General features: G+C 63.5%; 13 protein-coding genes. 6 read left to right on the plus strand and 7 right to left on the minus strand.

Annotated features, from left to right (window positions below; all coding sequences use genetic code 11):
- Positions 1-2 precede the first annotated feature (2 nt).
- A complete protein-coding gene (locus RLO07_RS00105) occupies positions 3-1,115 on the plus strand; it encodes an enoyl-CoA hydratase/isomerase family protein (RefSeq protein ID WP_462290093.1) in 1,113 nt (370 codons plus the stop codon).
- Between the two features lie 20 nt (positions 1,116-1,135).
- Positions 1,136-2,026 carry a 3-hydroxyisobutyrate dehydrogenase gene (mmsB, locus tag RLO07_RS00110; RefSeq protein WP_462290094.1) on the plus strand — a complete coding sequence of 297 codons (891 nt, stop codon included), beginning with the start codon at positions 1,136-1,138 and terminating at the stop codon, positions 2,024-2,026.
- 7 nt (positions 2,027-2,033) lie between these two features.
- Here mmsB and RLO07_RS00115 read toward each other — a convergent pair whose 3' ends face one another.
- Positions 2,034-3,500, minus strand: a complete 1,467-nt coding sequence (locus RLO07_RS00115; protein ID WP_462290095.1) for an amidohydrolase family protein — start codon at positions 3,498-3,500, stop codon at positions 2,034-2,036.
- Between the two features lie 330 nt (positions 3,501-3,830).
- On the opposite strand from RLO07_RS00115, the gene RLO07_RS00120 reads away from it, so the two are divergent.
- A complete protein-coding gene (locus tag RLO07_RS00120) occupies positions 3,831-4,706 on the plus strand; it encodes an SDR family NAD(P)-dependent oxidoreductase (protein WP_462290096.1) in 876 nt (291 codons plus the stop codon).
- Between the two features lie 104 nt (positions 4,707-4,810).
- Positions 4,811-4,990, plus strand: a complete 180-nt coding sequence (locus RLO07_RS00125; RefSeq protein WP_462290097.1) for a CsbD family protein — start codon at positions 4,811-4,813, stop codon at positions 4,988-4,990.
- Positions 4,991-5,007: 17 nt separating this feature from the next.
- On the opposite strand, the gene thpR is transcribed toward RLO07_RS00125, so the two are convergent.
- Positions 5,008-5,535 (minus strand): RNA 2',3'-cyclic phosphodiesterase, encoded by a 528-nt coding sequence (gene thpR, locus RLO07_RS00130; RefSeq protein ID WP_462290098.1) that lies wholly within the window; start codon positions 5,533-5,535, stop codon positions 5,008-5,010.
- A 48-nt stretch (positions 5,536-5,583) separates the two neighbouring features.
- A complete protein-coding gene (locus RLO07_RS00135; RefSeq protein ID WP_462290099.1) occupies positions 5,584-6,369 on the minus strand; it encodes a crotonase/enoyl-CoA hydratase family protein in 786 nt (261 codons plus the stop codon).
- 79 nt (positions 6,370-6,448) lie between these two features.
- Here RLO07_RS00135 and RLO07_RS00140 point away from each other — a divergent pair, with 79 nt between their 5' ends.
- Positions 6,449-7,012 (plus strand): bacteriohemerythrin, encoded by a 564-nt coding sequence (locus tag RLO07_RS00140; protein WP_462290100.1) that lies wholly within the window; start codon positions 6,449-6,451, stop codon positions 7,010-7,012.
- Positions 7,013-7,052: 40 nt separating this feature from the next.
- On the opposite strand, the gene RLO07_RS00145 is transcribed toward RLO07_RS00140, so the two are convergent.
- The 4 genes from RLO07_RS00145 to RLO07_RS00160 all read right to left on the minus strand — a co-directional run bounded on the left by RLO07_RS00145 (position 7,053) and on the right by RLO07_RS00160 (position 10,436).
- Positions 7,053-8,480, minus strand: coding sequence for a M48 family metalloprotease (locus tag RLO07_RS00145; RefSeq protein WP_462290101.1), 1,428 nt, complete (start codon positions 8,478-8,480; stop codon positions 7,053-7,055).
- A 12-nt stretch (positions 8,481-8,492) separates the two neighbouring features.
- Complete coding sequence (locus tag RLO07_RS00150) at positions 8,493-8,645, minus strand: DUF3096 domain-containing protein (protein WP_462290102.1); 153 nt, start codon at positions 8,643-8,645, stop codon at positions 8,493-8,495.
- Positions 8,646-8,775: 130 nt separating this feature from the next.
- The gene (locus RLO07_RS00155; protein WP_462290103.1) at positions 8,776-9,507 is read right to left on the minus strand and encodes a DUF429 domain-containing protein; all 732 of its coding nucleotides are present in this window, start codon (positions 9,505-9,507) and stop codon (positions 8,776-8,778) included.
- Positions 9,504-10,436, minus strand: a complete 933-nt coding sequence (locus RLO07_RS00160; protein ID WP_462290104.1) for an AEC family transporter — start codon at positions 10,434-10,436, stop codon at positions 9,504-9,506. Before RLO07_RS00160 ends, RLO07_RS00155 begins: the two co-directional genes overlap by 4 nt.
- 74 nt (positions 10,437-10,510) lie before the next feature.
- Here RLO07_RS00160 and trxA point away from each other — a divergent pair, with 74 nt between their 5' ends.
- The gene (trxA, locus tag RLO07_RS00165) at positions 10,511-10,909 is read left to right on the plus strand and encodes a thioredoxin (RefSeq protein WP_462290105.1); all 399 of its coding nucleotides are present in this window, start codon (positions 10,511-10,513) and stop codon (positions 10,907-10,909) included.
- Positions 10,910-11,839 lie beyond the last annotated feature (930 nt).

Consider the following 11,839-nt stretch of genomic DNA (forward strand, 5'->3'; position numbering starts at 1 on the left):
GCATGTCAGATGAAGCTGTAGTTATCGAGGAATTGGCCTGCGCCCACCTGAAAGTGGGCCGCCTGACCCTCAACGTACCGAAAACCCTGAACTCCCTGACCCTGCCGATGGTGGACACGCTGCAACAGCAGCTGGACGCCTGGCGCGACGACCCGACCATAGCTGCCGTGTTTATCGACGGCAGCGGCGAAAAAGCCTTCTGTGCCGGCGGTGATGTGCAGGCGCTGCACCGCTCCGCCACCGCGACCCCCGGCGGCCCCTGCGAGGAGGCGGAAGCCTTCTTCGCTCGGGAATACCGCATGAACTACACCCTGCATACCTGGCCCAAGCCCATCATTTGCTGGGGCCACGGCATTGTCATGGGCGGCGGCCTCGGGGTCATGGCCGGCTGCTCACACCGGGTCGTGACCGAGGCCACGCGCATCGCCATGCCCGAAATCACCATCGCCCTGTTCCCCGACGTGGGCGGCAGCTGGTTTCTCAACCACATGCCCGGCAAGGCGGGCCAGTTCCTGGCCCTGACCGGGGCCTCGATCAATGCCGCGGATGCCGTTTTCACCGGCATTGCCGACCGTTTTATCGGCAGTGAGCACAAGGCTGCCGTGCTGGAGCAGTTGCGCCGCAGTCGCTGGAGCGACGACACCGGCGCCAACCATGCCCAGGTACGCCACATCCTGCGCCCGCTGACCGAGCAGAGTGTCGGCAGCATGCCCGGCGGCCAGGTGGAACCGCACCTGCGGCTGATCAATGCCCTCTGTGACGGCGACGATGTGCATCAGGTGGTGGACACCATCACTGGCCAGCAGACCGACGATCCCTGGTTGGCGAAGGCGCGCGATGGTCTCGCCCACGGCTCGCCGCTGGCGGCCCTGTGGATCAGTCGCCAGTTGCAGGAGACTCGCCACGCCTCGTTGCGCGAAGTGTTCCAGGCTGAAATCGTGCTCGCCACCAATATCGTGCGCTATCCGGAGTTTGCCGAGGGCGTGCGTGCCCTGCTGCTGGACAAGGACCGCAATCCCGCCTGGTCCTTCCCGGGTACGCGGGCTGTGCCCCAGGACCTGCTCGATTCATTCTTTCGGGCGCCGTGGGCTGAAAATCCGCTGGCGGACCTCTAACAGGACAGGAGTTTTACACAATGGCGCAAGTCGCATTTATCGGTCTTGGCAACATGGGCGGTCCCATGGCCAGCAACCTGGTCAAGGCCGGCCACGCGGTGCAGGTTTTTGATCTTTCCGAGGCCGCCTGTCAGCAGCTCGCGGACGCCGGCGCCAGCGTCGCTGCCTCGGCGGCCGATGCCGTTGTCGGCGCGGAGTACGTGATCTCCATGCTGCCCGCCGGCAAGCACGTGGCAGGGGTTTACCTGGGTGACGATGGCCTGCTGGCGCAGTTGCACAGCAGCACTACCGTGCTCGACTGCAGCACCATCGACGCCCCGACCTCCCGCAAAGTCGGCGAGGCGGCGGCCGCACTGGGCATCGGCTTCATGGATGCGCCGGTCTCCGGCGGTGTTGCCGCGGCGGCTGCCGGCACCCTGGCCTTCATGTGCGGTGGCGAAGCCGCCACCTTCGAGAAGGCGAAGATCATCCTCGCCGACATGGGCAAGAACATCTTCCACGCCGGCCCCGCGGGCGCGGGCCAGGTAGCCAAGGGTTGCAACAACATGCTGCTGGCGATCCACATGATCGGCACCTGCGAGGCGCTGGAAATGGGCGTCCGCAACGGCCTCGACCCGAAGGTCCTGTCCGAGATCATGCTCGCCAGTTCCGGCCGCAACTGGTCGCTGGAAGTCTACAACCCCTACCCCGGGGTCATGGAGAAGGCGCCCGCCAGCAACGACTACAAGCCCGGCTTCATGGTCGACCTGATGGCCAAGGACCTGGGCCTGGCGATGGCCATTGCCGAGCACAGCGGCGTGGACAACCGCATGGGTCAGCTGGCCAAGCAGCTTTACAGCCAGCTGCAGGAACAGGGCATGGGCCAGCAGGATTTCTCCAGCATCATGCAGACGCTGGCGGCCAAATCCTGAGCTTGCCTCAGGCCCCCCAGCGCATCAGGTTCATGAACTCGCGCCGGTTCCTGGGGCCGTAGGTGCGAAAATGCGGGTCCGGCCGCGTGCGGTAGTCGCTGCGCAACGTCGCCACGGTATCCAGGCCGAAGCGGGGCATGAGATCCGCGACTTTCTGGCCGTAAGGTTTGAGCGCGTTAAGCCCGAAGACCTTCGCCCGCAGCTCCGCCGTCATCTTCGGGTAGCCGTACATCTGCTGCAGCCGGTCCGCAATCTGGAAGCTGCGAAAGGCCTGGATCTGGTCCTGGGGTGAGCCATACCAGATCGAGTCGGTGCCCCAGAGGACATTGTCCTCACCCACGTAGCTGAGCAATTTGCCCAGGCTGTGGGCGGCGCTGTCCGGGTCCCGCATCAGGTAGCGCCAGGTGCTGCCCAGCTCGGCGTAGACATTGCTGTTGGGGGTGATGCCGTTGTCCCGCAGCGAGGTTACCAGGGCGTCGATGCCGTCTTCGCGGTTGGGGTCGTAGGGCCCCTCGCTGGTGCCGGCCACGTACCCCGAGTGGTAGACCAGGAAGCTGATGTCCGGGTACAGCCTGGCGGCCCGGCCGATGTCGGCGCAGGTGGAGTGCTCGTAGGAGTCCGGGCCAAAGGGCAGGCCCTTGTGGATTGCCACGATCTTCACATCCAGCTGGCGCGCTTTCTCCAGGAAGGGAATGCCGGTGTCCTCGTCGTCCAGCCAGAAACCCTTGCCCTCCGGGCCCCACTGGGTATACGTCTTCCAGGCGCTGACCCCCCAGTGCTCGGCCAGCTGGTCCATGGCGTCCAGGTCGCCGGGCTGGTTGGGATTGACCCGCCCGTGCAACAGCAGGCGGTGGGTACCGTTCATGCGCTCGACGATTTCCGCTGTCGCCGCCGCCTCTTCAATGGTGAGCGGCTCTGCATCCGCCCGCGATGGCACGAAGGACAGCACCATCAGGTCGGTGTCGGAATCCATGAACACATCCTGCACGAACTGCTCCGAGTTGAAACAGTCCAGGTAGGCGCGACCCGGACCTTGACCCGCTTCGCAACTGGCATTGGGGAGGCCGGACAGAGGGCGAGCGTCTTCCGGCAGTTTTTGCGTCCAGGCGCCGGTCGGATTCACGAAGTGGCCCTGGACGTCGAAGATGAATTCCTTGCCCTCGACCCCGGCGACCGCCAGTTGGGGGTCCATGGCGGCCTCCGGGTCCAGTTCAAAGTAACCGCCGCGCTCGCCGCGGGTGGCGTAGGCGCTGTTGAAAGCCAGCAGGGTGCTGGCGGCGCCGCAGGCGCTGACCAGGAACGAGCGGCGGTCGACACCGCGGCGGCGGGCGTTGCGGTCCGCATCCTCCAGCGCCAGGCGGTTGGCATGGTGATGAATCGCGTCCAGCGGGATGGGCATGAACTCGCCGTTGGAGGTACTGTCCAGCTTGATCGGCAGGCGGGTGCCGTCCGGGTCCTGCAGTATCTTGGCCATGGTGTCGAGTCCTCGTTCGGGCAATTGCAGAGTCTCGATCTTAGTTCATATTGGGTCGGCCTTGTAGGAGCCCACTCTGTGGGCGATGTTTTGTGCCCATGGCTATCGCCCGGAGACCGGGCTCCCACAAGTGAGCTACCGCCTGGGCCACAAGGTGAATGGCCGCGCAGCGGCCAGAGAGGGTGGCCTGGGCCGCCGGCCTCCCACGGGTTCCGGCCCTGCGAGGGTCGCATTACTTGAACTGGTCGGCGCTAATGCCTCGCCGGGCTGGGCAAGCCGCCTGCGGGTGCGGATACTGGGCACATTCCAATAACAGAAGGCAGCAATTCCATGCAGAATTTTTCCGATTCAGTAGCAGTCGTCACCGGCGGCGCCAGCGGCATTGGCCGCGCCCTGGTCAAGGCCCTGTTGCAGGAAGGCGCCCATGTGGTGGTGGCCGACGTCGAACAGGCTGCGCTCGACCGCGTGACCGCCGAGTTTGCGGCGCTCGGCGATATCAGTGGCGTGGTGACGGATGTTGCGGACGCGGCTTCCGTCACGCGCCTGGCTGATCAGGTGTTCGAGCGCCACGGTCGCTGCCACCTGTTGTTCAACAATGCCGGCGTCGCCGCGCCTTCGGCCAATATTTGGGAGACCACGCCCAACGACTGGAAGTGGGTGCACGGGGTCAACGTGCTGGGGGTTGTACACGGTATCCAGGCCTTTGTCCCGCGCATGATTGCCTCCGGCGAGCCGGGCTATGTCATCAATACTTCCTCCGGGGATGGCGGCATCTCGGCGCTGCCCTACCAGTCCGTGTACGCCTCCAGCAAGGCGGCGGTGTCCTGCCTGACCGAGTGCCTGTCGGCGCAGCTGAAATCCCAGGGCACAGCCCTGGGTGCTTCGGTGTTCTACCCCTCCGGTGGCCTGCTGGATACCGGTATCTGGACCACCGATCGCAACCGGCCCTCGGACCTGGCGCGGGAGCAGCCCGCGATACCGGCGCCCACTATCGAGCAGTTCAAGGAGGCGGCGGCCAGCGCCGGTTGGGAGCTCCAGTTCCAGGACCTGGACGACCTGGCCCAGTACTGCCTGCAGGGCATTCGCGAGCAGCGCTTCGTGATCATGATCGGGCTGGAAGATGCAGCGCAGACTCTGCAACAGCGGGCGGAGCGCATCGGCCGTGCGGAGCTGCCCATCGACGAGGCGGAAGTACCGCAGCTGTAGCCTGGCTCAGTGCCCGACGTCATGCCATGCGTCGGCTACCGCACAGACCTCGGGCGCAAATGAGTTCATGATTGTAGTGTTCCCCCAACTATGGAGTACCAAGCATGAACAAGGATCAGGTTAAAGGCCACACGAAAGAAGCGAAAGGAAAGCTAAAGGAAACCACCGGCAAGGTGCTCGGTGACAAGAGCATGGAGTATGAGGGCAAGGCTGAAAAGTTCGTGGGCAAGACTCAAGCGGTATTCGGCGATCTCAAGAAGGACGCCAAAAAAGCGAAAAAATAGATGTGCAAGCGTTGGGATCAGGGTCCAAGGAGCCAGTGCTCCAGCGCCTGGTAGCTGACACCCTGGCGGCCCATTTGTGATGCAAACAGGGTGAAATGGTCGTAAGCCACGGGAATAGCTGGCAGTACGTCGGGCGCTGGCGGCGGTTCTGTGCAGCCCCGGTACAGGGTCACGTGCGGGGTGAAGGGTCGCTTCTCAAGCCTGGCACCGACCAGGCCGCCGACGTGCTGCAGCTTGCGAGCCAGCGCCGCAAGCTCCGGCATTGGCTGCGACGGGCCCGCCCAGTAAATACCGGGTTTGGGCCAGTACCCCACTTGATCCAGGAATGCTTCCCCAGCCCCGGCAGGCGGCTCCGGCTTCCAGGCATCAACGGCCCGGCAGAGTGCGTCCAGCTGCCGGTTCTCCAACTCGCCGATAAACGCCAGGGTGATGTGGAAGTTGGCTGCGGGCACCGCGCGGCCAGCGGCGGCGCCGTGGCGGTCGCGCCAGTCGGCCAGCGCCCGGCGGGTGTCGGTGTCGATATTCAGTCCGAAAAAAACACGCATGTAGAGATACTCTCCCCGGCAGATTTTAGCGCATGTCAGCTGACGGCCTCACCGGGTCCCGAATTCCCCGTGGCGCCCCGCACCGTCAGCGAACCGCTCGGCGCCGGCAATGGCCTCCGCGAAAACCACGGGGTAGCCTTGCCGTCCCTCGTTTTGTAGCGCCGCGGTGAGATCGAGGTCCCACTGCCCGACGGCTGAAGCCCGGTCCGCCAGCATACATTGCTGGGGGAAGGCGGCGATCTCCGCCGCCAGCGCCTCGGCGGCGGCGCGAGCAGTGCCGTCGGCCACCACGCGATTGGCGAGGCCCATCTGCAGCGCTTCCGCGGCGTCCACCGGGCGCCCGGTGAGGATCATGTCCAGGGCCCGGCCCTGGCCGACGACACGGGGCAGGCGCACTGTGCCGCCGTCGATCAGGGGCACGCCCCAGCGCCGACAGAACACCCCGAACACGGCGGACTCCGCCGCCACCCGCAGGTCGCACAGCAGCGCCAGTTCCAGCCCGCCGGCAACCGCATAGCCCTCGACCGCGGCGATTACCGGCTTGGACAGCTGCATCCGGCTCGGCCCCATGGGGCCGGGGCCGGTACCCTCTGCTTCCACCTCGTTGCGCAGCGCCGGATCACTCATCGCACCCAGGTCGGCGCCGGCGCAAAAGTTGCCGCCGGCGCCGTGCAGCACGGCCACCCGCAGGCTGCTGTCGCGCTCGAACTGGGCAAAGGCCGCGCGCAGGGCGTCCGCGGTGGGGCGGTCAACGGCGTTGCGCTTGTCCGGGCGATTCAGGGTGATGGTACAGACCGGGCCGGCCAGGTCGACGATGACTGCTTCTGTGCTCATGGAAACCTCCTGGAAAGAATCATGCTGTGCTCGCAAACGTTTGTCGTCTGCTACACTGCCGCTTTTCGGAGGACTGTCAATGTTTCAGTGGAACGAGCGCTACGAAATTGGCCAACCAATCATTGACACTGAACATCGCGAGCTGTTCGCCATGCTGTCGCGAATTGGTGAGGATATTGCCCAGGACGAGGAAAGTTCCGACGAGTTGGAAGGTGCCCTGGACGGCCTGCTCCAGTACGCCGAAAAACATTTCCACGATGAGGAGCAATTGATGGTGGAGCAGGGCGTTGACCCGCGCCATCTCAAGCTTCAGCAAATGGAGCACCAGTCCTTTTTCTACGACATCGAGCGCCTGCGGTCACTGACGGCAGATGAGCCCATGGAGCGGCGCTACGAGAGACTGCTGCAGTTTGTCACTAACTGGCTGGTCTTTCACACACTGCGTACCGACCAGCAACTGGGGATTCAGCTAAAAGCCCTGGCGGCGGGATCCTCGGCAGCCGATGCATACGATCAGGCTGAGCAGGCTACCTTCAGTGTGACGTTGTATCGCCCGATCGTGCAGGCCCTGACGCACCTCTGGAGTGATGCCATGGAGCGGATTCATATGCTGGAGAGGCGGCTGGAGAACGCGGAAAAGTAATAGCAGCACCCAGTGCGCCCGGAGGTGAACTCCAGGGCGGCTAGGATCCCGGCTCGGTGACCCGCTTGGCCCGGAAGTTCGCCGGCATCGTGTCCCCTGGCCCTTGCAGCTGGTTGATCAGGGCCAGCTCTGCCAGTGGAATAGCCGAGGGGTAGGCTTGATTGAATGCCTCGAGGGTCATCTTGCGCGGCAGACGCACAATGGACAACCGCAACGGCTGCTTGTCGAGAGCCCGGGCATTGGTGAGGCGCGCAAAACTGTTCATGCTGGCGCGGAAGGTCTTCTCGTATTTGCTGCGTTGCTGGGCAGGCGTGTAGCCCAGTATCCGGTAGGTGCGGCCGTCCAGCTCAACGAAGGTTACCGCTCCGCCGAGCTTGGTCTGCTCGGTCTGTATCTCGAAGGCGCCAGCAATCGCGGGCAGGCCGTTGACCTTCTGTGATCCTACCCTGCCGGCCGTCAGTCCCTGTTGGCTGAAGAATTTGTTGGCCGCCTCCTTCAGGCTGCCGGGAACCACCGTCATCTGGATGATGGCATCCTCCTGCGGACTGCCGGCGATGACGGCCCGGGACAGGTTCTGTGTGCGCCAGCCCGGGGGGAAATCGAGGCGGAAGGCGAGGTCCGGGTGCAGGAAACGATTGTCATCGAAAAATCCTTCCCGCGGATTCTCGCCGTAGTCGAGCCCGTCGATTCGTTGCAGATAGTCGTCTTCGCCAATGCGGCGAGGGGAGGATGCCGGGGGCAATGAGGCCAGCTGCCTGTTGATGCGCTGGATCCGCTCTGCCGGGTAGGGGTGTGACGCCTGCCAGTTCGGCACCGGGGTCTGCCCCGCCAGCTCCGCCGACTGCTGCAAGGCGGCAAAGACATTCACCATCTCGCGCACGTCATAGCCCCGCTCCAGGGCATAGCGGTAGCCAAGATCATCCGCCTGGCGCTCCGCATCGCGGCCGTACTTCAGGAACAGCAGCTGCAGGCCGCCCGCCGCCAGGTCCCCGAACTGCGCCACGGTTGGACTGAGAATGGAGCCGATGCCGATGCCCAGCTGGGCAAGTTGTGCCCTGCTCATCATGGTGACCGAGTGACGCGCCGTGACGTGGCCAATCTCGTGACCGAGCACACTCACCAGTTCCGCTTCATTGCGCAGCATGGCCAACAGGCCACGGGTGAAATAAATGAATCCTCCCGGCGCGGCAAATGCATTCGGCGTCGGTTCGTCGACTACCCGGAAGGTCCAGGGCAGCTCCGGCCGCTCGGAGGCCATTGCCAGCTGGTCGCCGAGCCGCTGTACATACGCCTGCAGTTCGTCGTTCTTGACCAGGCCGAACTGCTGCTCGGCAGAGCTGGCAACCTCGCGCCCGATCTGGATTTCCTGGCCCTCTGATACCAGTGCCAGCTCCCGATCGCCGGTGACCGGGTTGACCGCGCAGCCCACGAGAGACAGGGCGAGAATGACAATGGCGAGGCGATTCATCTTCTGCCTCACTCAGAAGTGGAAGTTGCCAGCTCCTGCCAGCCCGATCACCCCGACAGCGATCAGATAGATCGCAACAATCTTGGCCAACAGGCGCGGGAACACGAATATGAGAATACCGGCGATCAGGGAAACAATCGGTGTCAGTGCGAGGCTCATGTCCATAAGGTATAACTCCGTCGATGGTGGCGTGAAGATAGCTGCCGACCAGCAGGGTGCCATAATCCGGGTGCCACCATCAGTGCGGTGGAGCACAGACTGCAATTCAGCAAGCCAGCTCTTCCAGTCTAGTCAATCATGGCAGGCAATACACGATTTCCATCGCCAGGCCCCGGGTATCGTGCTCGGCGCTGGCCGGGACGCTGCGCCAGCGCTCGCCCATTGATGCCGTCAGCGCACAGGCCGTTGCATCCACAATGTCGTCCCTGGCCACTCGTGAGCGCGGATAACGGGCGAGTGTCGCCGCCACAAAATCTCCAGCTGAGGGCAAATGACGCTCAAGGAGTGCCAGGCGCTCTGCGAAACCGCCCCCGGTTTTCTTGTTGTGCTGCATGGGGCGGCCCCCCGCCAGGCCAAAGAAGCACAGCTCGGGGTGGGCCTCGCGGAGAATCTTCCGGGCCTTTGCATCGGTCTGCAGCACGCTGTCGACCTCGTGGATCCTGGCGCAGATATTCCAGGTCTGCTTGCTGAGGCCCTTGCCGGACAGCTCGCGGCTGAGGAGGTTGGCCTGCGCATAGCTGGGCTGGTCGAGCACACCCCGGATCGGGGCGTTGAAGACACTGGCGGCGCGGGGGCCGAGCAGACGCCGCGCCTGGGTGTCGCACAGCCGGGAATCGGGGCCGGAGTCCAACAAGCCAATGGGTATATCGATGCACACGACATCAGCGACGGTAGTCTCCGCTACAATGGCATTGATGTGGGGGGCGACTGCTCCCGAGAGCTCGCCGTTCGCGAGGCAGACATGGAACCAGCCGCCCTTGCAGCCGTCGACGCCGAAGTGACGGGAGGATGGGGGGTGGTTGTTCATGCCTGGCTACCCGCCAACAGCCAGTACAACAGTGGCAGGCTGACAAACGACAGGATCAATCCGAGCCCGACTGTGCCGGCCACCAGTCGCGGCGCCAGCCCCGCGGCAATCGCTATGGCGCCAGCGGAGATCATCGACGGCATGCCGGCCTGGAAGACCGCGATGCGCGTCGCCAGCCCGTCCTGCCCCACTACCACCCAGAGTAGCCAGGCACAGGCGGGCATGAGCAGCAGCTTGATGCCCAGGCCGAAGGTCAGCGGCAGCAGCTCGCGGCGGTGGAAACGTACCGTGATCTGCAGGCCCACTGCGACCATCACTACCGGTATCAGGGTGGCGGCCAGCATGGCCACCAGCTGGTTTGCCAGTGGTGGCAGTTGGACCCCGCGCAGCAGTAGCCCGGCGAGCAGGGCAATAAAGGGCGGGAAGGTGAAAATCCGCGCCAGGATCGCGGCCGCCGCTGGTCGCTCCACGGCGGGGCCATAGAGCGCGGCAATGACCGGCGCGTAAGCGGCGAGTGCGATGAACGAGCCCAGCTGGTCGTAGACCACGGCGTAGGGCATGGCTTCCTGGCCGAAGAAGGACTGCACGAGGGGAAAGCCGAGATACGAAGTGTTGCCCAGCGGTACCACGATCAACAGCGCCCCGGTGATTTCCCGGGACCATCCCAGCAGCCGTGCGAGCGTCAGCACCAGGGCGATGACCAGCAGCATCAGTAGCCATGGGGTCAGCGCTGGAATCAGCAGGGCACTGGAGATATTCAGCAGCGGCAGGTTGAGGAGAATGACTGCCGGCAGGGCCACATTGAGCGCATAGCCGTTCAGTGCCATGGCGCTGTTGGCGGGCATGCCGGGCGCCCTGCGCAGCAGCAGGCCAATGCCCAGGCAGGCCAGTATCAGGTAGAAGTTGTCCATGACGGTGGCAGTCAGCACGGGAAAATTGCGTGTTATACAGGACAACACTGCTGGTTACTAATACTGTGCTGATTTTGGGGCGCAGGTATCTGATGGCAGGGTGGGGCATGGGTATCTCCGGAACAAGTGCTGGCTTTAGAGCAAACACGGCATCCTCAGACCCATTCGCGAGACAATACAATGCGTCCTTTACGCGCCTGCTGCAGAAGGATGAGCTGCCGCTACTGGTCGATTTCTGGGCTGAGTGGTGCGGCCCCTGCAAGATGTTCGCGCCCACCTTCGCCAAGCTGGCATCCTCCCAGCGGGGGGTGCGCTTGCTCAAGGTCAACACTGAGCTTGCGGTAGCGACCGCATTCAACTGGCAGATTCGCAGTATTCCCACGTTGATGCTTTTCCATCGCGGAAACCAAATTGCACATCAGGCTGGCGCCATGAGTGAACAGCAGCTGCGGCAGTGGTTGCAACAGGCATTGGCTGCAGTGCCCCGGTGATCTCTCGTAGGGCCAGTACGGCAGGTCTTGAGGCTTAATCACCGACACCCTGTTGCATGCGCGAAGGAGCCTGACCGCGGGAAGACGAACAGCGGATGGCGCGGGCCTTAATTCAGGGTTGCCTGAATCGCCCACATACCGGAGAGTACAAGACCGAATGAACTTATGGTGGCAACGGATGCGAACATCACGGAGCCAAAGGGTTCCTGTATCCACGTGAGAAAGCGTTGACCACGCGACGGCGCGGTGGCTCGATCGTGATGGCGGTTGTCTGTGTTGGAACTCATGCTTTGTCCTCCGAAGCCGGTAGCTTGGAGCCACCCTTGAAAGTGAGGTAAGGATACCTTTCAATTTTCTAAGGTAAATTCGAAGTTTCTACATTTTTAATCAGATATTTACGATAAGCGCTGTTGCCTGGCTCACGCAGTGCGGCAGGATTTACATCGTTAAACGGAAGGCCAATGTGTGCGGCGTATTCGCTGGGCAGTTTGCAGGGGTTCGGGAGGTCGCTGACGAAGTCTGGTTTGTCGAAAGGCCAGCCCATCCTGCCCCACCGCGAGCCAGAGCAGCCAGGCACAGGCGGGCATGAGCAGCAGCTTGATGCCCAGGCAGGCCAGTGTGAGGTAGAAGTTGTCCATTCCGGGCGCGGTCGTCAGCACAGGAGCGTTGCGTGATATACAGCACGTGCTTCGTCCGAGTCATCCCGTAGTCACAATTTTTCCGCGGCCACCAGGCTGCCACGGTTCTGGCGTGGAAACCCGTTCTATTATTGCTCACCGCTGTGGCGGGCGTTTCCGCGGAGAGTGCGCCAGGCAAAGCCTGGAGGAGAGGAAAGTTATGTAACGGATAATATAACGGAAATCTCTTAGCGGGACCTGGCAGGCTGGTAACCTGCCCGGCAAAGGTTGGCAACCAGCCGGAACCGAGTGT

It is taken from the genome of Haliea sp., from assembly GCF_040221975.1.
Lineage (GTDB): Bacteria > Pseudomonadota > Gammaproteobacteria > Pseudomonadales > Halieaceae > Haliea.

What these genes read in the sequence shown, in the direction of transcription:
- RLO07_RS00105 (WP_462290093.1), top strand. Translation starts at nt 3, where the DNA reads ATGTCAGATGAAGCTGTAGTTATCGAGGAATTGGCCTGCGCCCACCTG.
- mmsB (WP_462290094.1), top strand. Translation starts at nt 1,136, where the DNA reads ATGGCGCAAGTCGCATTTATCGGTCTTGGCAACATGGGCGGTCCCATG.
- RLO07_RS00115 (WP_462290095.1), bottom strand. Translation starts at nt 3,500, where the DNA reads ATGGCCAAGATACTGCAGGACCCGGACGGCACCCGCCTGCCGATCAAG.
- RLO07_RS00120 (WP_462290096.1), top strand. Translation starts at nt 3,831, where the DNA reads ATGCAGAATTTTTCCGATTCAGTAGCAGTCGTCACCGGCGGCGCCAGC.
- RLO07_RS00125 (WP_462290097.1), top strand. Translation starts at nt 4,811, where the DNA reads ATGAACAAGGATCAGGTTAAAGGCCACACGAAAGAAGCGAAAGGAAAG.
- thpR (WP_462290098.1), bottom strand. Translation starts at nt 5,535, where the DNA reads ATGCGTGTTTTTTTCGGACTGAATATCGACACCGACACCCGCCGGGCG.
- RLO07_RS00135 (WP_462290099.1), bottom strand. Translation starts at nt 6,369, where the DNA reads ATGAGCACAGAAGCAGTCATCGTCGACCTGGCCGGCCCGGTCTGTACC.
- RLO07_RS00140 (WP_462290100.1), top strand. Translation starts at nt 6,449, where the DNA reads ATGTTTCAGTGGAACGAGCGCTACGAAATTGGCCAACCAATCATTGAC.
- RLO07_RS00145 (WP_462290101.1), bottom strand. Translation starts at nt 8,480, where the DNA reads ATGAATCGCCTCGCCATTGTCATTCTCGCCCTGTCTCTCGTGGGCTGC.
- RLO07_RS00150 (WP_462290102.1), bottom strand. Translation starts at nt 8,645, where the DNA reads ATGGACATGAGCCTCGCACTGACACCGATTGTTTCCCTGATCGCCGGT.
- RLO07_RS00155 (WP_462290103.1), bottom strand. Translation starts at nt 9,507, where the DNA reads ATGAACAACCACCCCCCATCCTCCCGTCACTTCGGCGTCGACGGCTGC.
- trxA (WP_462290105.1), top strand. Translation starts at nt 10,511, where the DNA reads ATGGCAGGGTGGGGCATGGGTATCTCCGGAACAAGTGCTGGCTTTAGA.